Raw genomic sequence first — 21,547 nt, 5'->3', positions numbered from 1 at the left:
GCGGCCTCCGGGGTCTTTCCGAAACCCTACCGAACGGGCTTCTGCCGGCGGCAGGGCTAGGCTGCCACCATGGCGAAGAACAGGGACAATCCCGTCGTGCTCTCCCGGATCTACACCCGCACCGGGGACGACGGCACCACGGCCCTCGGCGACGCGTCCCGCACGTCCAAGACCGATCCGCGCCTCGCCGCGTACGCCGACGTGGAGGAGGCCAACGCCGCGATCGGCGCGGCGCTCGCGCTCGGGTCCCTGCCCGAGGCCCTGGTCTCGCTGCTGACCCGCGTCCAGAACGACCTGTTCGACGTGGGCGCCGACCTGTGCGCGCCCGTCGTCCCCGACCCGCAGTACCCTCCGCTGCGCGTCGAGGCGTCCTACATCGAGCGGCTGGAGGAGGCCTGCGACGAGCACAACGCCGACCTCCCGGCGCTGCGCAGCTTCATCCTCCCCGGCGGGGCGCCCGGCGCCGCGCTCCTGCACGTCGCGCGGACGGTGACCCGCCGCGCCGAGCGGTCCGCGTGGGCCGCGATCGAGGCCCACGGCGACGCCGGGGCCACGCCCGGGGGGAGCGTGAACCCGCTGACGGCCGCGTACCTCAACCGGCTGTCGGACCTGCTGTTCATCCTCTGCCGCGTCGCCAACGCCGAGCACGGCGACGTCCTCTGGAAGCCCGGCGGGGAGCGCTGAGACGCCGCCGGGGTGGGGCTAACCCCACCCCCGGTTGACCGGCTCCCCTCCTGGTGGCGCCGCGGCGCCTGGAGCAGGCTTGGCCTGGACGGGCGCACGCCGACGACGGGGAGAGACCACGTGAGGACCCTGACAGCCACGGCCACGGCCGCGGCCGCGGCGGCGGCGACGGCGGCGGCGCTGGCCGGCTGCGGCAACGTGAGCGTCGGCCGCCACCAGCAGGAGCGCTCCTACACGGCGCCCGCGGGCACCACCGGCCTGAAGATCACGGCGCACCGGGGCCGGGTCGAGGTCATCGCGTCCGACTCCCCCGGCATCAGGGTCACCGAGCGGCTGCGCTGGTCCAACGACAAGAACAGGCCGAAGGCGCGGCACGTCTCCGAGGGCCGCACGCTGGCGCTGTCGTCCTCGTGCGGCAGGAACGCGATGGGGTTCGGGGCGTGCGGTGTCTCCTACCGCGTCCAGGTTCCGCGCGGCATGCCCGTGCAGATCGACAGCGAGGACGGGGCGATCGAGGCGTCCGGCCTCGCCGGGGCGGTGCGGCTGCGCAGCCGCAGCGGCGCGGTCAGGGCGACGGACCTGCGGGCGACGACCGTGTCGATCAGCTCCGACGACGGATCGGTGCACGTGACGGGCCGGGCGGGCACCGCCGACCTGCACAGCGACAGCGGCGCGGTCACCGCCGACGGCCTCACCGCCGACCGGCTGAAGGTCCGCGCGTCCGACGGCCGCGTCCAGGTGAGCGGGCGCGTCGCCGTCGCCGACCTCGGCGCCGGCAGCGGCTCGATCCGCCTGGACGGGCTCGCCGCCGACCGGATCACCGCTCGGACCGACGACGGCGGCATCACGATGCGGCTCGACTCGGCGCCCGCGAACGTCCGGGCCACCGCCGGCAGCGGCTCGATCCGGCTGGCCCTCCCCGCCGGAGAGGGCTACGCCATCGCCCTGTCCGCCGAGGGGAGCAGGCGGATCGACCCGGCCGTCCGCCAGGACTCCCGGTCCCCGCGGCGCATCGATCTCCGCAGCGGCGACGGCACCATCACAGTCACCCCCAACTAGGGCATCCCGGTCATGCATAAACAGGACATCACCGTCACATCGGACCACCGGTCACGCCCGGCTTGACCCGCCCCGAGCTCTCCGGACGGTCTTCCATGGTGCTCGCAGCCGGTAGCGCGATGGAGACTCAACATGACCGACTCATCCGACGGCCTCGCCGAGGATCTCGCCGACCTGCGCGCGGTCGTCGAGATCCACGGCCATGGCCTCGCCCGGCACGCGGAGGTCATCAAGGGGCTTCGCGACCGGATCGTCTCGTCCCCGTCCATCGACACCGACGAGACCGCCGGCCGGCCGGACGACGAGCGCCCGCTCGTGCCGACCTTCCTGCTGTATCTGGACGGCCCGGAGCACACCCTCGAACTGGAGGCCATGGCCACCTGGGTCAACGTCCTCCTGGTCCCCGTCTACGTCCACCGGGTCAGCCCGCTCCGGCCGTGGTGCACGCGCTGGTGGGATCATCCTGAGGCACTCGCCCGCCTCCACGCCCTCTGGATGGCCTGGCAGGCGCTCACCGACTCGCCGGGATGCGGGCACACCGGCCCCAGCGTGTGGCACCGCGACCATCTCGACCCCGCGCTCGCGCGCCTGCGCGCCCCCGACGGCCCCTTCGCGGGGTGCATGGTCGATCCCGGGCGGCCCGCCCACGACCCCGGCCCGGCCACCCCGGTCGAAGACTTCGGCCCCCCTCTGGCATGACGCCGCACCGGCCGCGCGGAGCCCGCCGCTAGCGGAGCAGGTACGGGCCCTGCCACAGCGGGTCGTAGGACGGGTCCAGCCCCGGTGCGCGGCGAGCGCCGCCGTTCACCGCGACCGTCGTCCGGGCAAGGTGCTGCAGGACGTGCGCGACACCGTCGGCGTTGCTGTCGAGCATCTTGAGGTTCACGTTCTTCATGCGGTCGCATCTGGCGTGGTAGCACGGGTCGTACGCCTTGCCCGCCCGGCCGCCGAACACCTTGGCCTCCGCGGCGGTCTTCACTCCCTCGGCGCCGGTGTCCATGCCGCCCGCCGGGATGCCGCGCTCGATGAACGGCCCGTAGTCGGAGCGCCCGTTGAACCGGCTCTCGGTCGTCGGCAGGCGCCGGCCCGTGAAGTACTGCCGGAACATCCTCTCGATCGCGCCCGACCCGGCGGGCGCCCGCGTGCCCGCGCCGGTCGAGTGGTCGCCGTCGTAGACGCCCCGGGTGCCGTTCGGCGAACCGAGCATGTCGAAGTTCAGGTTCAGCGCGATCCGCTCGCGCTGGGCCGCGGGCAGCGACCGCAGGTACTGCTCCGAGCCCTGCGTGCCCTCCTCTTCGGCCCCCCACCAGGCGAAACGCACCCGGTTGCGCAGGCCGTCCCGGCCGAGCTCCTTGATCTTGGCGGCGATGGCGAGCAGGGTCGCGGCGCCGGTGCCGTTGTCGTTGATCCCCGGACCGGCCGGGACGCTGTCCAGATGCGCTCCGACGACCACGACGTTGTCGGCCCGCCCCTGGCGGGTGTCGGCGATGACGTTGGTCGACGTCCGCCGTCCGTGCACGGTGTCGGTCCGCACCCGCAGCTTCAGGCCCCCCTTCCGCGCGGCCTTCACCAGCGCGGCGCCCACCGCGTGCGTCGGCCCGACGACCGGGATCGCGGCCGGCCTGGACAGCGTCCCGTTCACCGGCCCCTTCTCCCCCGGCCTGTTGAAGATCACCACGGCGGGCGCGCCCGCCGCCCGGGCCCGGGCGGCCTTCTGCGCGAACGTGCAGGTCCCCCGCTGGACGAGCGCGATCGAGCCCTTCGTGAAGCCCTTGAAGTCGGCGGCCTCGCAGCCGCTCGTCCCCTCGCCCTTGGCCGGGACGTCCACCGCCTCCGCCGGCGCCGTCACATCACCGGAGCCGGAGTACGCGAACGTCAGGAAGTCGGCCTCCCGCTTGTAGGACGCCTTGGACGGCGCCGTCCGCGCGAACCTCGCCTGCGACCGCTCCTGCCAGTACGGGTAGGTGAACTTCTGCACCTTCGGCGAGAAACCGGCCTTCTTCAACCGTGCGGTGACGTACCGCACGGACACGTCGTAGCCGGGCTTCCCCGCCGCGCGGTTGCCGCCGTTGTAGTCGGCGATCTCCTGGAACGCGGCCAGGTGCGGCCTGATGTCCTTCGACGTGACCAGCGCCGCCAGATCCGGACGGGCGGGCGCGGCCCCGGCCATCGGCAGAGCGGCGGGCAGGAAGGCGGCGGGCAGCGCCACGGCCGCGCCGAAGAGGAGCCGGCGGGCGACGGGATGCCTGCGGCCGGTGAGGAGCATGCGCACGTGCACTCCAGCGGGCGGAGTAGGGAGCGGACCAGCGCGATCATCACCCCGCGCCCCCGGCCGCCTCAAGCAGCGGCGGCACCGGTAGGCCGTTTCGATACCGGGGTCTTACCGGCCCATGCCCGGCCCGCCCTCATTCGGGAGAGTGCAGGTCCACCGGGAAGCCGGGCGGGGCCGCCTCCAGCCACGCCAGGAACCCGGTCAGGGCCGCCGCGCCCATCGCCAGTTCCACCGTCAGGTCGCCGCTCCTGACCTCGATGACGCTCACGTCCGGCAGCAGGCCCTCGGCCTCCTCCCGGTCCGGGGGGCGCCGGTTGGACACGACGAGGCCCCGGCGGTGGATCACCTGCCGGGGCCGTCTGCGGAAACCGAACACGCGGTGCCAGTGCAGGACATCGCCCTTGTAGCGGCCGATGCCGAGCCTCCACACTCCGGGGGCTCCGCCCTCCCGGGGGAGTTCGCGCAGGCTGCACTCCACGGTGCCGCCGCCGCGCGTGAACAGCCAGCGGCGCACCGCCATGGAGACGAACAGCAGCGCCGCCGCGAGGACGAGCGCGGCGAGCACCCCGCCGACGTCCAGTGCCAGGTGCTCGCCCAAGTCCCCCGCCGTCCGCCCGAAACCTAGGCCTCGACGCCCGCCGCGCGCAGCCGCGCCCTGGCGCGCCGCTCCGGCGTCGCGTCCTCGCCCTCGGCGGACAGGGCCGCGTCGAGCGCCCGCTTGGCGTCGTCGACGTCGATCTCCTCGTCCCGCTCGACCTGCTCGGCCAGCACCGACACCTCGTCGCCGGCGACGGAGAAGAACCCGCTGCCGACCGCCGCCAGGACCGGCGCACCGCCGTCCGCGGGCTCGATCTTCACCACGCTGCCGTCGAGGAGCACGCCCAGCACCGGGGCGTGCCCCGGCAGGATGCCGAGAGAGCCCTCGATGGTCTGGGCGACCACCATCTTGGCCTCGCCGGACCAGACCTCGCGCTCCGGCGAGACCAGCCCGACCTTCAGGGTTGCCACGTCTTTCCCTCCGACTACTGGAGCGGATCCGGCGGGCCGCCCCGGGCGCTGGGCCCGGGCGCGGCCCGCCGGAGCGGACTACTTCTCCAGCTCCTTGGCCTTCTTCTCGACATCCTCGATGCCACCGCACATGAAGAACGCCTGCTCGGGGAGGTGGTCGTACTTGCCCTCCGCGATGGCCTTGAACGAGGAGATCGTCTCGTCCTTCGGCACCGTCTCACCGGGCTGGCCGGTGAACTGCTCGGCCACGTACATCGGGTGCGACAGGAAGCGCTCGATGCGCCGCGCCCGCTGGACGGTGACCTTGTCCTCCTCGGAGAGCTCGTCGATGCCGAGGATCGCGATGATGTCCTGCAGCTCCTTGTACTTCTGCAGGATCCGGATCACTTCCTGGGCGACCTCGTAGTGCTCGTTCCCCAGGATCTGCGGGTCCATGATCCGCGAGGTGGAGTCGAGCGGGTCCACCGCCGGGAAGATGCCCTTCTCGGAGATGCCTCGCGACAGCGTCGTGGTGGCGTCCAGGTGCGCGAACGTGGTGTGCGGCGCCGGGTCGGTGATGTCGTCGGCGGGCACGTAGATCGCCTGCATCGAGGTGATCGAGTTACCGCGCGTCGAGGTGATCCGCTCCTGGAGCACGCCCATCTCGTCGGCCAGCGTCGGCTGGTACCCCACCGCGGACGGCATGCGCCCGAGCAGCGTGGACACCTCCGAGCCGGCCTGCGTGAACCGGAAGATGTTGTCGATGAACAGCAGCACGTCCTGGTTCTGCACGTCGCGGAAGTACTCCGCCATCGTCAGCGCTGACAGCGCCACCCGCAGCCGGGTCCCCGGCGGCTCGTCCATCTGGCCGAACACCATCGCGGTGTCCTTGAGGACGTCCGCCTCGTCCATCTCCACCCAGAGGTCGTTGCCCTCACGGGTGCGCTCGCCCACGCCGGCGAACACCGAGGTGCCGCCGAAGTTGCGGGCGACGCGGCGGATCATCTCCTGGATGAGGACGGTCTTGCCCACACCCGCGCCGCCGAACAGGCCGATCTTGCCGCCCTTGACGTACGGGCACAGCAGGTCGATGACCTTGATGCCGGTCTCCAGCATCTCGGTCTTGGACTCCAGCTGGTCGAACGGCGGAGCGCTGCGGTGGATGCCCCAGCGCTCGTTGATCTCCAGCGAGGCGGTCGGGACGTCCAGCGCTTCGCCGAGGGCGTTCCACACGTGGCCCTTGGTGATGTCGCCGACCGGCACCGCGATCGACCGGCCCGAGTCGGTCACCGGAGCGCCGCGGACGAGGCCGTCCGTCGGCTGCATCGAGATCGCCCTGACCATGTTGTCGCCGAGGTGCTGGGCGACCTCGAACGTCAGGGTCTTCGCCTCGCCGCCCAGGGTGACCTGCGCGTTGAGGGCGTTGTAGATCTCCGGGATGGCGTCGGCGGGGAACTCCACGTCGACGACCGGGCCGATCACGCGCGCGACGCGCCCGGTCGCGGTCGCCGTCTCTACCTGAGCAGTCATACCCTTCTCACTCCCCGCCAGAATCGGCGAGCGCGTCAGCGCCACCGACGATCTCGCTGATTTCCTGGGTGATCGCCGCCTGCCGCGCCTGGTTCATCTGGCGCGTGTAGACCCCGATCAGTTCGTTGGCATTGTCGGTCGCCGACTTCATGGCCCGCCGGACCGACGCCTGGAAGGACGCCGCCGACTGCAGCAGCATGTGGAAGATGCGGCTCTCGATGTAGTTCGGCAGGAGCAGGTCGAGCGCGGCCTGGGCGGACGGCTCGAACTCGTACGCCGGCGGGACCTTGGAGGACTCGGCCTCCTCGATCTCCAGCGGCATCAGCCGGGTGACCCGGACGGTCTGGGTCAGCATCGAGACGAACTCGGTGTAGACCACGTGGATCTCCCCGACCCCGCCCTCGGCGTCGGTCTTGAGGAAGTCCTCGGCCAGCCGCCGCCCGATCCCCTCGGCGTCCGCGAAGTTCGGGCGGTCGCTGAACCCGCGCCAGGACTCGGCGACGTCGCGCCCCCGGAACCGGTACCAGGTGATGCCCTTGTTCCCGATGACATAGGGGACCGGCTCGCGGCCCTCGTCCCGCAGCGCCTTGATCAACGACTCGGCCTCGCGGAGGACGTTGGCGTTGTAGGCCCCGCAGAACCCGCGGTCGCTCGTGATGATCAGCACGGCGCTGCGGTTGTCGGCCGGCTGCTCCTCCAGCAGCGGGTGGTCGATCCCGACGTGATGGCTCACCAGCGCGGTCAGGGCCTGCGTGATCTGGTCGGCGTACGGCTTGGAGGCCGCCACCGCCTGCTGGGCCTTGACGATCCGCGACGTGGCGATCATCTCCTGGGCACGAGTGATCTTGGCGGTCGACTTGACCGTCTTGATCTTCTGCCGGAGTTGACGAAGCTGTGCGGCCATCGCCGTCAGCCCTTCTTGACGCGGGTGATCGTCTCCTGCTTGACGTCCTCGTCGTCGATCGCCTCGACCGGCTCCTCGGCGAGCAGCTCGCCCTCGCTGGTCTGGAAGCCCTTCTTGAACTCCGTGATGGCGTTCTTGAGGCTGGTGAAGCCGTCGTCGGACAGCTTGCCGGTCTCGCGGATGGAGGTCAGCACGCCGCCCTCCTCCCGCTCGACGTAGTCGAGGAACTCGCGCTCGAAGCGGCGGATGTCGGCCACCGGGACGTCGTCCAGCTCACCGGAGGTGCCCGCCCACACGGACACGACCTCCTGCTCGACCGGGAACGGGTTGCCCTGCGGCTGCTTCAGCAGCTCGACCAGCCGGGCGCCGCGCTCCAGCTGCGCGCGCGACGCGGCGTCCAGGTCGGACGCGAAGGCGGCGAACGCCTCCAGGTCGCGGAACTGCGACAGCGCCAGGCGCAGCGTGCCGGCGACGGTCTTCATCACCTTGATCTGCGCGTCGCCGCCGACCCGGGAGACCGAGATGCCGACGTTGATCGCCGGACGGACGCCCTGGTTGAACAGGTCCGTCTCCAGGAAGCACTGCCCGTCGGTGATCGAGATGACGTTCGTCGGGATGTAGGCCGACACGTCGCTGCCCTTGGTCTCGATGATCGGCAGACCCGTCATCGAGCCGGCGCCCATGTCGTCCGACAGCTTCGCGCAGCGCTCCAGCAGGCGCGAGTGCAGGTAGAACACGTCACCGGGGTAGGCCTCGCGGCCCGGCGGGCGGCGCAGCAGCAGCGACACCGCGCGGTAGGCCTCGGCCTGCTTCGACAGGTCGTCGAAGATGATCAGGACGTGCTTGCCCTGGTACATCCAGTGCTGGCCGATCGCGGACCCGGTGTAGGGGGCGATGTACTTGTAGCCCGCCGGGTCGGACGCGGGAGCGGCCACGATCGTGGTGTACTCCAGCGCGCCGGCCTCCTCCAGGGAGCGGCGGACGTTGGCGATCGTGGAGCCCTTCTGCCCGATCGCGACGTAGATGCAGCGGACCTGCTTCTTGTCGTCGCCGGACTCCCAGTTCTCCTTCTGGTTGATGATGGTGTCCACGCAGACCGTCGTCTTGCCGGTCTGGCGGTCACCGATGATCAGCTGCCGCTGACCGCGGCCGATCGGCGTCATCGCGTCGATGGCCTTGATGCCGGTCTGGAGCGGCTCGCTCACCGACTGCCGCTGCACGACCGTGGGGGCCTGCAGTTCGAGCGCGCGGCGCTCGGTCGTCTCGATCGGGCCCTGCCCGTCCAGTGGGTTGCCCAGCGCGTCCACGACGCGGCCAAGGAAGCCGTCGCCGACGGGGACCGAGAGGACCTCGCCGGTCCGGCGGACCTTCTGGCCCTCTTCGATCTTGCTGAAGTCACCCAGGACAACGGCGCCGATCTCGCGTACGTCCAGGTTCAGAGCCAGGCCACGGGTACCGTCCTCGAACTCAAGGAGTTCGTTCGCCATCGCGGAGGGCAGGCCCTCGACGTGGGCGATACCGTCGCCCGAATCGACGACGGTGCCGACCTCTTCGCGCGCGGCGGCCTCGGGCTCGTACGACTGGACGAAGCGCTCCAGCGCGTTCCGGATCTCATCCGGACGGATCGTCAGCTCCGCCATGATTCCTCTCTTGCTCCCTATGGGGTCAGCTAGCCGGCGGGTCAGCCGGTGCCGAGCCGCCGGCGGACGTCGTCCAGCCGTCCGGCGATCGTGCCGTCGATGATCTCGTCCCCGATCTGGACCGACAGGCCGCCGATCGCGGTGGGGTCGAGCTCGATGTTCAGATGTACCTCGTGGCCGTAGGCGGCGGCGAGCACCGCGGCGAGCCGCGTCCGCTGCGCCGCCGACAGCGGGGCCGACGTGCGGACCAGGGCGACCAGGCGCTGCCGTCGCTGGGCTACGAGCTTGCCGTAGTCGGCGAGCCCGCTTTCCAGGCTACGTCCTCGCGGGCGCAGCACCAGTTCGGTGACGAGCGCCAGCGTCGCGTCGGTGACCTTGCCGTCCACCAGCGCGTTGACCAGGCCGAGCTTGTTGTCGTCCGGCAGCGCGGGGTTGGCCAGGGCGCCGCGCAGGTCCGGCTCCCCCTCGACGACCCGGGAGAACCGGAACAGCTCGTCCTCCAGGTCGTCGATCCTGCCGTCGGCCTCGGCGCGGGCGGACTCGGCGGTGACCGCGAGGATCTCCACCGCGTCCGACAGCTCCGACGGCGTCGACCAGCGCAGCCGGACGACGTCGGCGACCAGCCCGAGAGCGGCCGGCGACACCTTGCCCTCCAGCAGGATCTGGACGAGCTGCGCCTTCTCGGCACCGTCGCGCGCCGGGTCGGAGACCGCCCGCCGCAGGCCGTGCTCGCGGTCGATCAGGTGCAGCACCGCGAACAGGTCGCCGCCGAGCCGCGCCAGGTCGGCGGAGGGAATCACGGCCTCCAGCCGCTCCCTGGCCTCGGCCAGCGACGCCCTGCTCACCGCTCCCGTGATGGTCATGATGTGATCTGCTCCTGGGTGCGAGCGCGTTCCTCGAGCTCCTCGAGGAACCGGTCGACGACCCGGCTCTGCCGCGCGCTGTCCTCAAGGGACTCGCCCACGACGCGTCCGGCGAGGTCGACCGACATGGCCCCGATCTCGGCGCGCAGCGACTGCAGCGCCTGCTGCCGCTCGGCCTCGATCTGCGCCTTGGCGTTCTCGACGATGCGGCGCGCCTCGACCTGGGCCTGCTCCTTGGCCTGGGCGATGATCTGCGCACCCTGCTCCTCGGCCTTGCGCCGCTCGTTCGACGCCTCGACCGCGGCCGCCTTCTGCTGGGCCTTGTACTGCTCAAGGACCTGCTGGGCTTCCTTCTGCGCCTCCTCGGCCCGGATGAGGCCGCCCTCGATCGCCTCGGTCCGCTCCTCCAGCGTCTTCTGGATGCGCGGGGTGAGGATCTTGCCGAGGACGATCAGCACGACCAGGAACGAGAAGATGCCGACGACCAGCTCGAACGGGTGCGGAATGAGAGGGTTGTTCTCCTCCGCCGCCAGGACGGAAGCTGCTGTGATCATGTCTGCAGCCCTTCCTCAGGTTCGGACGGCTCTCAGATGTTCTTGAAGATGAACGGCGCCACCAGGCCGATCAGGGCGAGCGCCTCGGTAAGCACGAAGCCCAGCAGCATGTTGGTGCGGATGACACCGGTCAGCTCGGGCTGGCGGGCGATGGCGTTCACGCCCTGGCCGAAGATGATGCCGACGCCGATGCCCGGGCCGATCGCCGCGAGGCCGTAACCGATCGAGGTGACGTTACCGCTGAGGGCAGCGAGGTCTCCCATGTTCTTTCCCTTTTCTGTCGGCCGGCGGAAGCTCCGCCGGTCTGGGCTTACGAGGTTGTCCGGAGGGGCCGCGGAGCCGGGGGCGTCGCGTGCCCCGCGGTCCTAGTGGTCGGCTTCCAGGCCGCTCTGGATGTACATGGCGGCCAGCATGGTGAACAGGAACGCCTGCAGGAACTGGATCAACAGCTCCAGCGCCGTCATCGCGATGGTGACGAGCACGCCGACGATGCCGACGCCGAACCCGGCGACCGTGGGCTTCTCGAACAGGAACCAGAAGCCGACGAGGCTGAAGAACGCCAGGATGGTGTGGCCCGCGAACATGTTGGCGAAGAGCCGGACCGCGTGGGTGAACGGGGCCAGGATGAAGGTCGAGAGGTACTCGATCGGCACCAGCAGGAAGTAGACCGGCAGCGGCAGGCCGCTGGGGATCATGTTCGAGAAGTACCGGATCCCCTGGTGCCGCAGACCGAGGTAGATCTTGACGATGTAGACGAAGAGCGCCAGGACGATCGGGAACGCGATGTGCGAGGCGATCGGGAACTGGATGATCGGAACGACCGCGAAGATGTTCCATATCCAGATCAGGAAGAACATCGACATCAGCATCGGCATCCACCGGTCGGTGTTCTTGCCGAGGAACGGGCGGGCGATCTCGTCCCGCACGAACATGTAGCCGACCTCGCCGAGGTTCTGCACGCCCCGCGGCACGAGCTTCGGCTTGGCGAAGGCGCTCCAGAAGAAGACGCAGACCACCAGCGACCCGACGACCGCGAAGACGACGGGCTTGGTGAGCCAAGCGGGGCCGCCGGCGAACAGGGGCGGGAAGTCGAACAGCTCTGGGCCGGGGGCCTGGAACTCATCTCCGCCGGAGGCGAGGACCGTCAGCGCGTTCACGCGGCGTTCCCTTCATCAATGTGGTGATATTTCACGAAGGCTTCCTCGGCGGCGGGGCCGCTCAGGAGGAGTCGCGACCGAACTTCACGTAGATCAGGTAGACGGCGAGCACGATGCCGACGACCAGGCCGACCGGGACCAGCCAGGCCTGGTGCGTCCATTTGGACAGCAGCCACCCGAGACCGCCCCAGATGAGCATCCCGGAGAGGAGATAGCTGGGCGCGGACCATGCGGCGTCGGCGAATTCCCGCTGGCCGTCCTCCGGCCGGCGTTTCTGCTCGCTCATCGCGCTCCGGACGATAGCAGGCCATGCCCGCGGTGGTCATATTGGAGTAGTCCGTCATGGGGGCCGGCACCGTCCGCGAGCGCATCATCACGGACTCCGGTCCAGCACGTTCTCAGGTTCGTCAATGTAGGGCCTCTGCTGGAGGACGACCCGGAACTCGGCTCCGATCCAGAGCAGCGCGAGCCCGATGACCGTCCAGCCGAAGACCCGGGTATCGAAGATCGACACACCGTCGATGACCGTGACCAGGACCATCACCGCGAGGATCTTCACCGCGTAGCTGGCGAGGGCCGCCAGCATCATGGTCTGGGACGAGTACTTGGCGGCCCAGGAGACCGCCAGCGCGCTGACCGAGAAGAAGGCGATCACCACGACGGAGGCCAGCGCCGCCGCCAGGGCGCCCTTGGCGCCGGCGGCCAGCAGGCCGATCACGACGGCACCCACCCCGACGACGGACGTCGGGATCGCGGCGCCGCGGAGCATCCGGGCGTCGGAGGTATGCATGAAGGCTCCGGCTGGTCACGTTCAGTGGTCGTCTGTTGTTCGTGAAAGGTATCACAAGCGTCCGGAATGTCCACAATTACCCTAGAGGTAATGCGATCCGGCGCGCGCGGGGGACTACCGCGCGCAACGCCCGCACGAGGGACTGTAGCCGAGCCCGCCCTGTGCCCACGCACGTTCGGGGTCGGCGAGGCGATCGGCGCCGTGTCCGCCCGGACCCGTCCCGCCGCAGGTCAGACGGGTATCGAGGGCTGCTCGGCGGGCTGCTCGCCGGCGCCCGGGTCCTTGGCGCGGGAGGACCTGCGGCGACCGGGGATGCGGAGCATCAGCAGCACGCCCGCGACCGCCACCAGCAGGGTGACGCCGAGGGTGATCCAGGCGGCGTCGAACAGCGCGAGGCCGACCAGCCCGGAGGCCAGCAGCCCGACCCAGAAGTACATGATCAGCACGGCGCGCCGGGTGGAGTGGCCGAGCTCCAGCAGCCGGTGGTGCAGGTGCTGCTTGTCCGGGGAGAACGGCGAGCGGCCCTGGTTGGTGCGCCGCCACACCGCGAGCAGCATGTCCATGAAGGGCACCGCCGCCACCGCCGGGATCAGCAGCACCGGCACGAAGAACGGGAACAGCCCGTTGGCGAGGACGGCCGGGTCGAACTGCCCGGTCAGCATGATCGTGGAGGCGCTGAGCAGGAGCCCGATCAGCATCGAGCCGGTGTCGCCCATGAAGATCTTGGCCGGGCTGAAGTTGTGCGGCAGGAAGCCCGCGCACATGCCGAACAGCACCGCGGCGATGAGGGTCGCGGCGGTCAGCGTGGTGAGGCCGTTCGTCCTCGACAGCAGGTAGGCGTAGGAGAACAGCGCGAGCGCGGCGATCCCGACGACGCCGGCGGCGAGGCCGTCCAGCCCGTCGATGAAGTTGACCGCGTTGATCGTGGCGACGACGACGAAGACGGTGAGCGGCACCCCGTAGGCGGGCGGCAGCGACAGCGAGTCGCCGGTCGGCAGCGGGATCACGTAGATCTGGATGCCCTGCATGATGAAGATCCCGGCGGCCGCGACCTGCCCGGCGAACTTGGTGAGCGCGTCCACCTCCCAGCGGTCGTCGGCGATCCCGATCAGCACGATCAGCCCGCCCGACAGCAGCAGCGCCTTGCTGACGCTGATCCCGCCGTCGCCGAGGACCTTGCGCATCTCGGGCAGCCCGGTCGCCACCACCAGCGCCGCCACCATCCCGCCGAACATCGCGAGCCCGCCCAGCCGGGGCGTCGGGATCACGTGCACGTCGCGCTCGCGCGGGACGGCCTGCGCGCCGAACCACACGGCGAACCTGCGCACCGAAGGGGTCAGCAGGTAGGCGACGAGAGCGGCGACAAGGATCGTGAGCAGGTACTCCCGCACTCCCCTGCGCCTCCCCTCGCCGGTTGACCCACCGATCGACGATGCCTACGTGCCCCGTCCGGGACGGGGTTCACCTCTGGTTGACGATCCGCCGGGACGATCAGTTCACGTCGCGACCGGCCAACTGTAGTCCTCCCGGACGGCCGTCCGCCGCATATCGGGCACTACGGGCTCGCTGAACGCACACGATCCCGGCCCCGACGATCATGAACGCGAGGCCGGCGAGGCACCGGTCGCCCAGTGAGAACGCCCACGGGCCGCTCGCCGCGACGTCGTCCCCCGCGTCGGCGACGACGAGCAGCGTCCCGGCGGCGGCCAGGGCGGCGCCGGTCCCCCGCCGCGGCGCCGGGCGGCGCGCGAGCAGGGGCAGGGAGGCGAGCGCGAGGGCCAGCACGGCGGTGCCCGCCCAGTGGCCCGTCCAGCGCGGCGGGACGTACCGCGGGGGCGGGACGGCGATCGCGTGCTTGGGCAGCCGGACCCGGATCGTCATCCCCTCGTGCGGGGCGAGCGCGTTCTGGACGAAGTCGATGGCGTACGGCCCGTCGCGGTCGCGCAGGCACCGGGTCGTCGCGCCGGGCGCGCCCGCCCGGCAGGTCGCGTGGCGCAGCGGCACCGGCGCCTGCACCCGGACCGCCGCGTTCCCGATGGGGACGTCCCAGCCCGTCCCGATCGCGTCCCACAGCAGGTCGTCGTGGTCGGCGCGCGGGGTGAACGCGCGGCGCACCTCGTACTCGATCACGTAGGCCTGCCTGCCGCGGACCTCGCGGTGCCGGTCGCCGACGCTGATCCGAAGGTCGCGCAGGAACCGGGTCGTGCGGACCCGGGCCGGGGCGCCGGTGGAGGAGCTGCTGCTGACGCCCCGCACCTCGTAGAGGCGGTCGCCGCGGCGGAACGGCACGCTCCGGACGATCCCGTGCTCCCCCGCCTGGTCGAAGTCGTAGGTGATCGTCTCCCGCACGTACAGCACGCCGTCGGCGCCGATGGTGAGGACGACGTCGTAGACCGGGATGCTCTCGCCGCGGTAGGCCGGTTCGGGTGGCGGCGCGACCCCGGAGGCCCCGGGCGCGGGCTCGGCGGCCCCGGGCACGGGCTCGGGGGCGGGTGCCGCGGACCCGGGCGCGGGCTCGGCGGCGCGCGCCGGCCGCCCGGCGCAGGCGGGCAGCCCGATCACGAGGAGGAGCAGCAGCACTCCCGCGATGGTCGCGGGGCGCCGGACACGGCCACGCACGTCGGGCATGCTTCCACCGTTGCCGTGATCGTGTCGCTGTAACGCCCCCGATACGCCCCCTCGGGTAAGCCCTTTGCCGCGGGCGCGGACGACCGGGGCCGCCTTGGACGCCTCCGGCGCCGGATCGGTTCGGCGCATCGCCGGATCCGGCCTGCCCCGGTCAGATGATGATCCCCCCCGAAAATCCCTGGTAGGGGGCTGCTAGCTTGTCGCTCGCAAACCCCCCAATCCGAACACGGAGGGATCTATGCGGCGAATCGCTGCAGTTGCCCTGACCGCCGGAACGCTGATGGCCGGCATGGCCGCCGTCGGCGTCCCCGCCGAAGCCGCCGCCACCGGCAGCTGGCAGCCGTACAACTCCTACAGCCACGTGCTCGCCAAGGGCACGTACACGCGGAGCGGCGGCAGCACCGCCGTCACGGGCTACCTCTACGACGACAAGACCAACGGCTGGACCTCCTGCGTGCGCTTCAAGTTCACCGAGGGCTCCAAGGTGTACTGGTCGCGCTTCAAGATCATCGGTGTGAAGCCGGACGGCACGCGCTACAACTTCGACGGCAAGGCGAAGGTCAAGATCAGCGTGAAGTCCTCCTACGGCAGCCACATGTGGGTGCAGGAGTGCGGCCGGAACAAGAAGACCGGAAAGTACCTCTACGGCAAGGGCAAGAAGATCTTCTGATCGCCCCCGTCCGGCCTGACGAAGCACGGGCCCCGCCCGGCCCGGCGGGGCCTTCACGCTTTTCCGGGCCCTTTCCGGGACGCTTTCTGCTCACCAGTCCAGGTCGTAGAAACCCTCGCCGACCCTGATTCGCGAGACCGCGCCGGGCTTTGCGAGATCGATCAATCCGTGACCCGTCGCCGGGTACCGCCCGGTCGCGTCCGCCTTCATCGCCGGGTCGCCCGCGAAGGAGGCGCCTCGACCGCGGATCGACCGCAGGACGCGGCCGTCTCCGGCCGATATCTCCAGGACCGTGAACGGCGCCCCGGCCCCCGCCTCGGTCGTCTCACCGCCGTCCCCGGAGACCGATCCCACCGAACCCTCGATCACGAAGACGCGGCGGCCGTCCGCGCCCGCCGCGACGCCCTCGAACGTCCTCGGCGAGGTCACGGCCCTGATGGGAGGCGCGGCGGCCGACGGGGCTCCGTCCCGGCCCACCGGCAGGGAGCGCGGTTCCTGGACGGTCTTCTCGGGCCCCCGGTACCGCGAACGCACGCAGAAGAGCCGATCGCCCCGCCCGGTCCAGGAAAGCTGGTCGGCGAGCGCCGCCGACGGTTCCCGCCATTCATGACGTTTCCCGCTCACGAAATCCAGAATCGTTATTCTCGCGTCCGAGGCGATCCGCGTGATGGGCGGATCGGCGCACGAGACCACGCTGTAGGCCAACCCGCGCCCGTCGGGGGTCACCGCGAGAGAGCCCTGCCCGGGAGGCTCTCCGGAAACGGCCGAACCGGCCACCTCCGAGCTCTGGACGATCCTCCCCGCATCGCTGACCGACATCTTCTCGGCCGTCGTCGCGCACATCGCCCGCGCCCGCTTCAGAACGTAAAGCGTCCGCCCGTCGCCGGACGCGGCGAGACTGAGGAAACTCGTTCCGCCGGGCGCGGATTTCGCGTCCAGGATGCGGCCGGAGCGGGATTCGCGGACCTCGACGCGGGAGGGCTCCCCGCCCCCGGCCAGATAGCTGGCGAAGTAGAAGCGAGGCATCGTGGGGACCTTCAGAAGGCGCCGGTCGGGCTCCATCGTCTTGCGGACGCCGACGATCCCGGCCGCCAGGGCGAGGACGGCCAGCACGGCGCAGACCGGGACCAGCCACCGCCGTGAGAGGGCGCCGCGGCGCGCCGGGGACCTCCGCTCGGGGAAGGGGCGCGGCTTGTCCGCGTCCACGCTCGCCGCCGAGGCGCGCAGGGCGGCGAGCGCCCTGGCCATCGTGGACCGCACCGTCGCGGGCCGGATGCCCATGGCCGCGGAGACCTCGTCGTCGCTCAGATCGAGGTAGTAGCGCAGCACCACGGCCTCGCGCAGGCGGCGCGGCAGCCGCCGGAGGGCCCGCATGACCGCCCGGCGGTCCTCCCCGAGCATCGCCGCCGACTCGGCCGACCGGACCGGCGGCTCATGGGGCTCGGTGTGCCGCCGCATCATCCCGCGGCGGCGCAGGACCATGCGGCAACCGTTCAGGACCGCCGCGCGGACGTAGGCGAGCAGCTTCCCCTCGCCCTCCAGCCGGGGGGACCTGTCCTGCATGCGCAGGAAGACGTCCTGCACGACGTCCTCGGCGGTGGCCTCGTCCCCGACCAGCAGGACCGCCATCCGCACGAGGCGGAGCTGGTGCTCCTCATAGAGCGCGACGAGATCGCTGGTCCGGGGGACGACCACGGGGCGTGATCTTAACCGCGCCGCCCGCGGAACCGTCGCGAACCACCCGCCCACCCGCCCGCTCGGCGGCCGGTTGAGCCCAGAGCCGCCGTCCGTCGCGACGCGGGCGTCCGGCCGCACCGCTCCAGGAGCCCCCGGAACGCGGCGCTGGGCTGGAGGCCCATCTCCTCGTCCAGCAGCCGCCGGTAGCGCGTGAACACGCGCCACGCGCTCACCTGGTCCTCCCGCACCAGGTGCGCGGCCGCCCGCCCGCGCGTCCTCCTCCGGCCGGCAGGGCAGCAGCTCCGCTCCGAGCAGCTCCACCTCGTCCGGCTCCGCGGCCGTGACCGCTCCCCCGGCCGCCCGGCCGCGCGAGCCGCTCGCCCCGGCGCAGGTCGACGTCGACGCCGTCCGCGAGCGCCACGTGGGACGGCGTCACGGCGAGCAGCCGCGCGCCGGTCTCCCGCCGGACGCGCCACAGCGACTGCCGCAGCCGCTTCGCCGGCTCGGCGGCCTCCGCGTCCGGCCACAGCCGCCCCTGCAGCGATTCGCGACCCAGCCCGCCCGGCTCCAGCGCCACCGTGACGATCAGACGGCGCGGCGCGGGGGCCGGCCGGACGTCCCGTCCGCCCACCCGGCACCGGAAGAGGCCGAGAAGCCCGAGCCCGGCGTCCTCCCCGACCACAGCATTTCGATCACCATGCATGCACGGTTGATGCACGACCCCCGCCGCCCGCTGCTCCCTCCGCCGGACTTTCTCGCGCGAGGGGGACCGGACACCGAGAGGCGGCATCAGCGCGCGTCTCCCGGTCTCAGTCGGTGCCGGGGTCGTTCTTGTTCAGGGAGGGCTTGGCGGTCGGCTCAGGAGCTTCCCGGGGGGACTCAGACGGCTCGTGGGGAGGCGGAGGCGTCTCGCCCTTGACGAGGGAAGGCTTGGCCTCCTCGGCGGTGGAGGGAGGCTCTGCGGGCTTCTCGGGCTCGTCCTCCTCGGTGAGCAGGACGCCGACCACCGCGCGGATCTTGTCTTCGGGGACGGCGCCGGCGCGCAGGAGGCGGGGGACCGAACCGGTCAGGTCGATGATCGTGGAGGGGTCGGCGTGGCCGGAGGCGCCGCCGTCCAGGTAGACCGCGACCGAGTCGCCCAGCATCTTCTCCGCCTCGTCGACCGTGCGGGCGGCGGGGCGGCCGGACAGGTTCGCGCTGCTGACCGCGAGCGGGCCCGTCTCCTTGAGCAGCTGCACGGTGAGCTCGTGCATCGGCATGCGGATGGCGACGGTGCCCTTCGTCTCGCCGAGGTCCCACATGAGGTTGGGGTTGGCCCGGCAGACGAGGGTCAGCGCGCCCGGCCAGAACTCGTCGATGAGGTCCTGCCCGTAGGTGCCGAGGTCGTCCACGAGGGCCGTGGCGGCGCGGACGGAGCCGACCAGCACCGGCGGGGGCATCTCGCGGCCGCGGCCCTTGGCGTCCAGGAGGGCGGTCACGGCGGGTGGCATGAAGGCGTCCACGCCGACGCCGTACACGGTGTCGGTCGGCAGGACTATCAGCTCTCCGCGCCGGACGGCCGAGAAGGCCTCGGCGATCCCCCGGCTGCGCTCCATCGGCTCAGAGCAGTCGTAACGTCGGCTCACGGTCGCCCGTCTTCCCATCTGCACAGCGCTCGCGGGTATGGCACCGACCAGGATAGCGGGGCTAGTCGGCGGCCAGGCGCGCGGTGACAAAGCGGTCCCGGTTCGCCAGGTCGCGGCGGTTGCGCACGTCGCGCCAGCCGTGCTCCTCCGCGAAGACCCAGTAGACGCCGTTGCCCTGCAGATCGCTGTGCTCCACGGACACGTAGCCGCCGGGGCGCAGGAGGCGGCGGGCGGTGCGCTCCACCACGCGGATCGCGTCCAGGCCGTCGTCGCCGCCGCCCCACAGGGCGTCGGCGGGGTCGTGGTCGCGGACGTCGCGCGGGACGTACTCCCACTCGCTCATCGGGATGTACGGGGGGTTGCTGACGACGAGGTCGACGGTGCCGTCCAGCTCGGTGAGGGCGGTCCCGAAGTCGTCCAGGTGCAGGCGGACGCGGCCCCGCTCGTCCAGCTCCTCCACGTTGCGGGTCGCGTGGACGAAGGCGGTCGGGTCCTTCTCGACCGCGTGGACGCGGGCGCGGGGGGCCTCCAGCGCGATGGACAGCGCGATCGCGGCGGAGCCGGTGCCGAGGTCGACGACGAGGGGGTCGCGGACGTCCATGTCGCGCAGCGTCTCCAGCGCCCAGCCGACCATCACCTCGGTCTCCGGGCGCGGCACGAACACGCCGGGCCCGACCTTCATCTCCAGGTAGCGGAAGAACGCGCGGCCGGTGATGTGCTGGAGCGGCTCCCCCGCCTCGCGGCGCGCGACGAACTCCCAGAACCGGGCGTCGAACGCGCTGTCGGGGACGCCGTGCAGCTCCGAGCGCCGCACCCGGTGGACGGCCGCCGCGAGCTCCTCGGCGTCGGCGCGGGGCGAGGCGGCGCCCGCGTCCGCGAGCCGCGCGGTGGCCCTGGCGATCTCGTCGAGCAGCAGGTTCATGATCCTGCCCTCCGAGGGGGGACGACCCCCCACACCCCCCGATTCGCTGCGCTCATGAGCTCTGCCCTCCGAGGAGGGACGACCCCCCACGCCCCCCGATTCGCTGCGCTCATGAGCCCTGCCCTCCGAGGGGGGACGACCCCCCACGCCCCCCGATTCGCTGCGCTCATGAGCCTTGCGCTTCGGCCAGGCGGCGTTCCATCTCGGCGTCGACCAGCGACTGCGTGACGTTGTGGAGGTCGCCGTCCAGCACCTGGTCGAGGTTGTAGGCCTTGTAGCCGACCCGGTGGTCGGAGATCCGGTTCTCCGGGTAGTTGTAGGTGCGCACCCGCTCGGACCGGTCCACCGTGCGGACCTGGCTCTTGCGCTCGGCGGAGGCGGCCGCGTCGGCCTCCTCCTGCGCCATCGCCAGCAGCCGGGACCGCAGGATGCGCAGCGCCTGCTCCTTGTTCTGCAGCTGGCTCTTCTCGTTCTGGCAGGAGACGACGACGCCGGTCGGCAGGTGCGTGATGCGGACGGCGGAGTCGGTCGTGTTGACGCTCTGCCCACCCGGCCCGGACGAGCGGTACACGTCGATGCGCAGGTCGTTCGGGTCGATCTGGACGTCGACGTCCTCGGCCTCGGGCGTCACCAGGACGCCGACGGCGCTGGTGTGGATGCGCCCCTGCGACTCGGTCGCGGGCACCCGCTGCACCCGGTGGACGCCGCCCTCGAACTTCAGCCGCGTCCAGACCCCCTCCTCGGAGCCCCTGGCCTTCACCGCGACCGTGACGTCCTTGTAGCCGCCGAGGTCGGAGGGGTGGGAGTCGAGGATCTCGGTCTTCCAGCCGACGCGCTCGGCGTAGCGCAGGTACATCCGCAGCAGGTCGCCGGCGAACAGCGCCGACTCCTCGCCGCCCTCGCCGGCCTTGACCTCGAGGATCACGTCCTTGCCGTCGCTCGGGTCGCGCGGGACGAGCAGCCGCCGCAGCCGCTCCTCCAGCTCCGCGCGGCGCCTGGCGAGGTCTTCGGCCTCGGCGGCGAACGCGGCGTCCTCGCCGGCCAGCTCGCGGGCGGTGCCGAGGTCGTCCTCGGTGGAGGCCAGCTCGCGGTGCGTCTCGACGATCGGGCGCAGCTCCGCGTAACGCTTGCCGAGCTTGCGCGCCAGGCTCTGGTCGGCATGGACGGACGGGTCGGCGAGCCGTTCCTCGATGCCCGCGTATTCGCTGATCAGATCGTCGAGATTCACGCTGTGTCCTGGCCCGTCGCGGCGTGGGGACGGCCGCCCCCGCGCCGATTTCGGACGGCCCGGGGACCTGGAGTCCCCGGGCCGTCCCTGGCGTCCGCCGTGCGGCTCGTCCTACTTGCCGGCCTTCTTCTTGCCGAAGCGCTGCTCGAAGCGCGCGACCCGGCCGCCGGTGTCGAGGATCTTCTGCTTGCCCGTGTAGAACGGGTGGCAGTTCGAGCACACGTCCGCGTGGATCACACCGTTCGCGGCGGTGCTGCGGGTCTCGAAGGTGTTGCCGCACGTACACGTCACGGTCGTGACGACGTAGTTCGGGTGGATGTCGGGCTTCATGGGTTCTCCTCGCTCCAGGCGGTCGCC

At 71.5% G+C, this 21,547-nt stretch carries 25 protein-coding genes; 4 read left to right on the top strand and 21 right to left on the bottom strand.

Annotation, left to right across the window (positions count from 1 at the left end):
* The first annotated feature begins 69 nt into the window (after positions 1-69).
* The 3 genes from ACQEU6_RS36925 to ACQEU6_RS36915 all read left to right on the top strand — a co-directional run bounded on the left by ACQEU6_RS36925 (position 70) and on the right by ACQEU6_RS36915 (position 2,442).
* A complete protein-coding gene (locus ACQEU6_RS36925) occupies positions 70-684 on the top strand; it encodes a cob(I)yrinic acid a,c-diamide adenosyltransferase (protein WP_499338294.1) in 615 nt (204 codons plus the stop codon).
* Positions 685-804: 120 nt separating this feature from the next.
* A complete protein-coding gene (locus ACQEU6_RS36920) occupies positions 805-1,743 on the top strand; it encodes a DUF4097 family beta strand repeat-containing protein (RefSeq protein ID WP_499338292.1) in 939 nt (312 codons plus the stop codon).
* A 132-nt stretch (positions 1,744-1,875) separates the two neighbouring features.
* The gene (locus tag ACQEU6_RS36915) at positions 1,876-2,442 is read left to right on the top strand and encodes a DUF4913 domain-containing protein (RefSeq protein WP_499338290.1); all 567 of its coding nucleotides are present in this window, start codon (positions 1,876-1,878) and stop codon (positions 2,440-2,442) included.
* 28 nt (positions 2,443-2,470) lie between these two features.
* Here the strand turns inward: ACQEU6_RS36915 and ACQEU6_RS36910 are convergent, their stop codons facing one another.
* The 14 genes from ACQEU6_RS36910 to ACQEU6_RS36845 form a co-directional block, all read right to left on the bottom strand.
* A complete protein-coding gene (locus ACQEU6_RS36910; protein WP_499340479.1) occupies positions 2,471-4,009 on the bottom strand; it encodes a M28 family peptidase in 1,539 nt (512 codons plus the stop codon).
* A 139-nt stretch (positions 4,010-4,148) separates the two neighbouring features.
* Positions 4,149-4,613, bottom strand: coding sequence for a DUF2550 domain-containing protein (locus ACQEU6_RS36905; RefSeq protein WP_499338288.1), 465 nt, complete (start codon positions 4,611-4,613; stop codon positions 4,149-4,151).
* Positions 4,614-4,636: 23 nt separating this feature from the next.
* The gene (locus ACQEU6_RS36900; RefSeq protein ID WP_499338287.1) at positions 4,637-5,023 is read right to left on the bottom strand and encodes a F0F1 ATP synthase subunit epsilon; all 387 of its coding nucleotides are present in this window, start codon (positions 5,021-5,023) and stop codon (positions 4,637-4,639) included.
* Between the two features lie 78 nt (positions 5,024-5,101).
* Positions 5,102-6,532, bottom strand: a complete 1,431-nt coding sequence (gene atpD, locus ACQEU6_RS36895) for a F0F1 ATP synthase subunit beta (protein WP_499338285.1) — start codon at positions 6,530-6,532, stop codon at positions 5,102-5,104.
* Between the two features lie 7 nt (positions 6,533-6,539).
* Positions 6,540-7,436, bottom strand: a complete 897-nt coding sequence (locus ACQEU6_RS36890; protein ID WP_499338284.1) for a F0F1 ATP synthase subunit gamma — start codon at positions 7,434-7,436, stop codon at positions 6,540-6,542.
* A gap of 5 nt (positions 7,437-7,441) precedes the next feature.
* Positions 7,442-9,076, bottom strand: a complete 1,635-nt coding sequence (gene atpA, locus ACQEU6_RS36885; RefSeq protein WP_499338282.1) for a F0F1 ATP synthase subunit alpha — start codon at positions 9,074-9,076, stop codon at positions 7,442-7,444.
* 41 nt (positions 9,077-9,117) lie between these two features.
* Positions 9,118-9,939, bottom strand: coding sequence for a F0F1 ATP synthase subunit delta (locus tag ACQEU6_RS36880; protein ID WP_499338280.1), 822 nt, complete (start codon positions 9,937-9,939; stop codon positions 9,118-9,120).
* Entirely contained in the window at positions 9,936-10,493 is a 558-nt protein-coding gene (locus tag ACQEU6_RS36875) for a F0F1 ATP synthase subunit B (protein ID WP_499338279.1), read from the bottom strand. Before ACQEU6_RS36875 ends, ACQEU6_RS36880 begins: the two co-directional genes overlap by 4 nt.
* A 32-nt stretch (positions 10,494-10,525) precedes the next feature.
* A complete protein-coding gene (atpE, locus tag ACQEU6_RS36870) occupies positions 10,526-10,756 on the bottom strand; it encodes an ATP synthase F0 subunit C (protein ID WP_179846409.1) in 231 nt (76 codons plus the stop codon).
* A gap of 102 nt (positions 10,757-10,858) precedes the next feature.
* On the bottom strand, positions 10,859-11,650 hold the full coding sequence (gene atpB, locus ACQEU6_RS36865) for a F0F1 ATP synthase subunit A (protein WP_499338276.1): 792 nt from the start codon (positions 11,648-11,650) through the stop codon (positions 10,859-10,861).
* Positions 11,651-11,711: 61 nt separating this feature from the next.
* Positions 11,712-11,936 carry an AtpZ/AtpI family protein gene (locus tag ACQEU6_RS36860; protein WP_499338274.1) on the bottom strand — a complete coding sequence of 75 codons (225 nt, stop codon included), beginning with the start codon at positions 11,934-11,936 and terminating at the stop codon, positions 11,712-11,714.
* Between the two features lie 87 nt (positions 11,937-12,023).
* The gene (locus ACQEU6_RS36855) at positions 12,024-12,440 is read right to left on the bottom strand and encodes a Cg1360 family ATP-synthase-associated protein (RefSeq protein WP_499338272.1); all 417 of its coding nucleotides are present in this window, start codon (positions 12,438-12,440) and stop codon (positions 12,024-12,026) included.
* A 230-nt stretch (positions 12,441-12,670) separates the two neighbouring features.
* Positions 12,671-13,831 carry an MraY family glycosyltransferase gene (locus ACQEU6_RS36850; protein ID WP_499338270.1) on the bottom strand — a complete coding sequence of 387 codons (1,161 nt, stop codon included), beginning with the start codon at positions 13,829-13,831 and terminating at the stop codon, positions 12,671-12,673.
* A 100-nt stretch (positions 13,832-13,931) separates the two neighbouring features.
* A complete protein-coding gene (locus tag ACQEU6_RS36845; protein ID WP_499338269.1) occupies positions 13,932-15,068 on the bottom strand; it encodes a DUF2207 domain-containing protein in 1,137 nt (378 codons plus the stop codon).
* Positions 15,069-15,306: 238 nt separating this feature from the next.
* Here ACQEU6_RS36845 and ACQEU6_RS36840 point away from each other — a divergent pair, with 238 nt between their 5' ends.
* On the top strand, positions 15,307-15,738 hold the full coding sequence (locus ACQEU6_RS36840) for a hypothetical protein (protein ID WP_499338267.1): 432 nt from the start codon (positions 15,307-15,309) through the stop codon (positions 15,736-15,738).
* Between the two features lie 90 nt (positions 15,739-15,828).
* On the opposite strand, the gene ACQEU6_RS36835 is transcribed toward ACQEU6_RS36840, so the two are convergent.
* The 7 genes from ACQEU6_RS36835 to rpmE all read right to left on the bottom strand — a co-directional run bounded on the left by ACQEU6_RS36835 (position 15,829) and on the right by rpmE (position 21,520).
* Positions 15,829-17,433 carry an RNA polymerase sigma factor gene (locus ACQEU6_RS36835; RefSeq protein ID WP_499338265.1) on the bottom strand — a complete coding sequence of 535 codons (1,605 nt, stop codon included), beginning with the start codon at positions 17,431-17,433 and terminating at the stop codon, positions 15,829-15,831.
* Between the two features lie 11 nt (positions 17,434-17,444).
* Positions 17,445-17,648, bottom strand: coding sequence for a hypothetical protein (locus ACQEU6_RS36830; protein ID WP_499338263.1), 204 nt, complete (start codon positions 17,646-17,648; stop codon positions 17,445-17,447).
* On the bottom strand, positions 17,645-18,118 hold the full coding sequence (locus ACQEU6_RS36825; protein ID WP_499338260.1) for an AfsR/SARP family transcriptional regulator: 474 nt from the start codon (positions 18,116-18,118) through the stop codon (positions 17,645-17,647). The genes ACQEU6_RS36830 and ACQEU6_RS36825 overlap by 4 nt, the downstream gene beginning before the upstream one ends.
* Before the next feature lie 106 nt (positions 18,119-18,224).
* The gene (locus ACQEU6_RS36820; protein ID WP_499338259.1) at positions 18,225-19,040 is read right to left on the bottom strand and encodes an L-threonylcarbamoyladenylate synthase; all 816 of its coding nucleotides are present in this window, start codon (positions 19,038-19,040) and stop codon (positions 18,225-18,227) included.
* Between the two features lie 61 nt (positions 19,041-19,101).
* Entirely contained in the window at positions 19,102-19,962 is an 861-nt protein-coding gene (gene prmC, locus ACQEU6_RS36815) for a peptide chain release factor N(5)-glutamine methyltransferase (RefSeq protein WP_499338257.1), read from the bottom strand.
* 166 nt (positions 19,963-20,128) lie between these two features.
* Positions 20,129-21,190 carry a peptide chain release factor 1 gene (gene prfA / locus ACQEU6_RS36810; RefSeq protein WP_499338255.1) on the bottom strand — a complete coding sequence of 354 codons (1,062 nt, stop codon included), beginning with the start codon at positions 21,188-21,190 and terminating at the stop codon, positions 20,129-20,131.
* Between the two features lie 111 nt (positions 21,191-21,301).
* Positions 21,302-21,520 (bottom strand): 50S ribosomal protein L31, encoded by a 219-nt coding sequence (gene rpmE, locus ACQEU6_RS36805; protein ID WP_067453124.1) that lies wholly within the window; start codon positions 21,518-21,520, stop codon positions 21,302-21,304.
* Positions 21,521-21,547: the final 27 nt, after the last annotated feature.

This window comes from Spirillospora sp. CA-108201 (genome assembly GCF_050936235.1).
Taxonomy (GTDB): domain Bacteria; phylum Actinomycetota; class Actinomycetes; order Streptosporangiales; family Streptosporangiaceae; genus Spirillospora.
This window is presented reverse-complemented; position numbering and strand designations above follow the sequence as displayed.

Bases quoted from the DNA above. Each gene is read 5' to 3' on its own strand.
- ACQEU6_RS36890 (WP_499338284.1), bottom strand. From the start codon at position 7,436: ATGGCCGCACAGCTTCGTCAACTCCGGCAGAAGATCAAGACGGTCAAG.
- ACQEU6_RS36845 (WP_499338269.1), bottom strand. From the start codon at position 15,068: ATGCCCGACGTGCGTGGCCGTGTCCGGCGCCCCGCGACCATCGCGGGA.
- atpA (WP_499338282.1), bottom strand. From the start codon at position 9,076: ATGGCGGAGCTGACGATCCGTCCGGATGAGATCCGGAACGCGCTGGAG.
- prmC (WP_499338257.1), bottom strand. From the start codon at position 19,962: ATGAACCTGCTGCTCGACGAGATCGCCAGGGCCACCGCGCGGCTCGCG.
- ACQEU6_RS36840 (WP_499338267.1), top strand. From the start codon at position 15,307: ATGCGGCGAATCGCTGCAGTTGCCCTGACCGCCGGAACGCTGATGGCC.
- ACQEU6_RS36925 (WP_499338294.1), top strand. From the start codon at position 70: ATGGCGAAGAACAGGGACAATCCCGTCGTGCTCTCCCGGATCTACACC.
- ACQEU6_RS36880 (WP_499338280.1), bottom strand. From the start codon at position 9,939: ATGACCATCACGGGAGCGGTGAGCAGGGCGTCGCTGGCCGAGGCCAGG.
- ACQEU6_RS36855 (WP_499338272.1), bottom strand. From the start codon at position 12,440: ATGCATACCTCCGACGCCCGGATGCTCCGCGGCGCCGCGATCCCGACG.
- atpE (WP_179846409.1), bottom strand. From the start codon at position 10,756: ATGGGAGACCTCGCTGCCCTCAGCGGTAACGTCACCTCGATCGGTTAC.
- atpD (WP_499338285.1), bottom strand. From the start codon at position 6,532: ATGACTGCTCAGGTAGAGACGGCGACCGCGACCGGGCGCGTCGCGCGC.
- ACQEU6_RS36875 (WP_499338279.1), bottom strand. From the start codon at position 10,493: ATGATCACAGCAGCTTCCGTCCTGGCGGCGGAGGAGAACAACCCTCTC.
- ACQEU6_RS36825 (WP_499338260.1), bottom strand. From the start codon at position 18,118: ATGCATGGTGATCGAAATGCTGTGGTCGGGGAGGACGCCGGGCTCGGG.
- ACQEU6_RS36860 (WP_499338274.1), bottom strand. From the start codon at position 11,936: ATGAGCGAGCAGAAACGCCGGCCGGAGGACGGCCAGCGGGAATTCGCC.
- rpmE (WP_067453124.1), bottom strand. From the start codon at position 21,520: ATGAAGCCCGACATCCACCCGAACTACGTCGTCACGACCGTGACGTGT.
- ACQEU6_RS36910 (WP_499340479.1), bottom strand. From the start codon at position 4,009: ATGCTCCTCACCGGCCGCAGGCATCCCGTCGCCCGCCGGCTCCTCTTC.
- ACQEU6_RS36915 (WP_499338290.1), top strand. From the start codon at position 1,876: ATGACCGACTCATCCGACGGCCTCGCCGAGGATCTCGCCGACCTGCGC.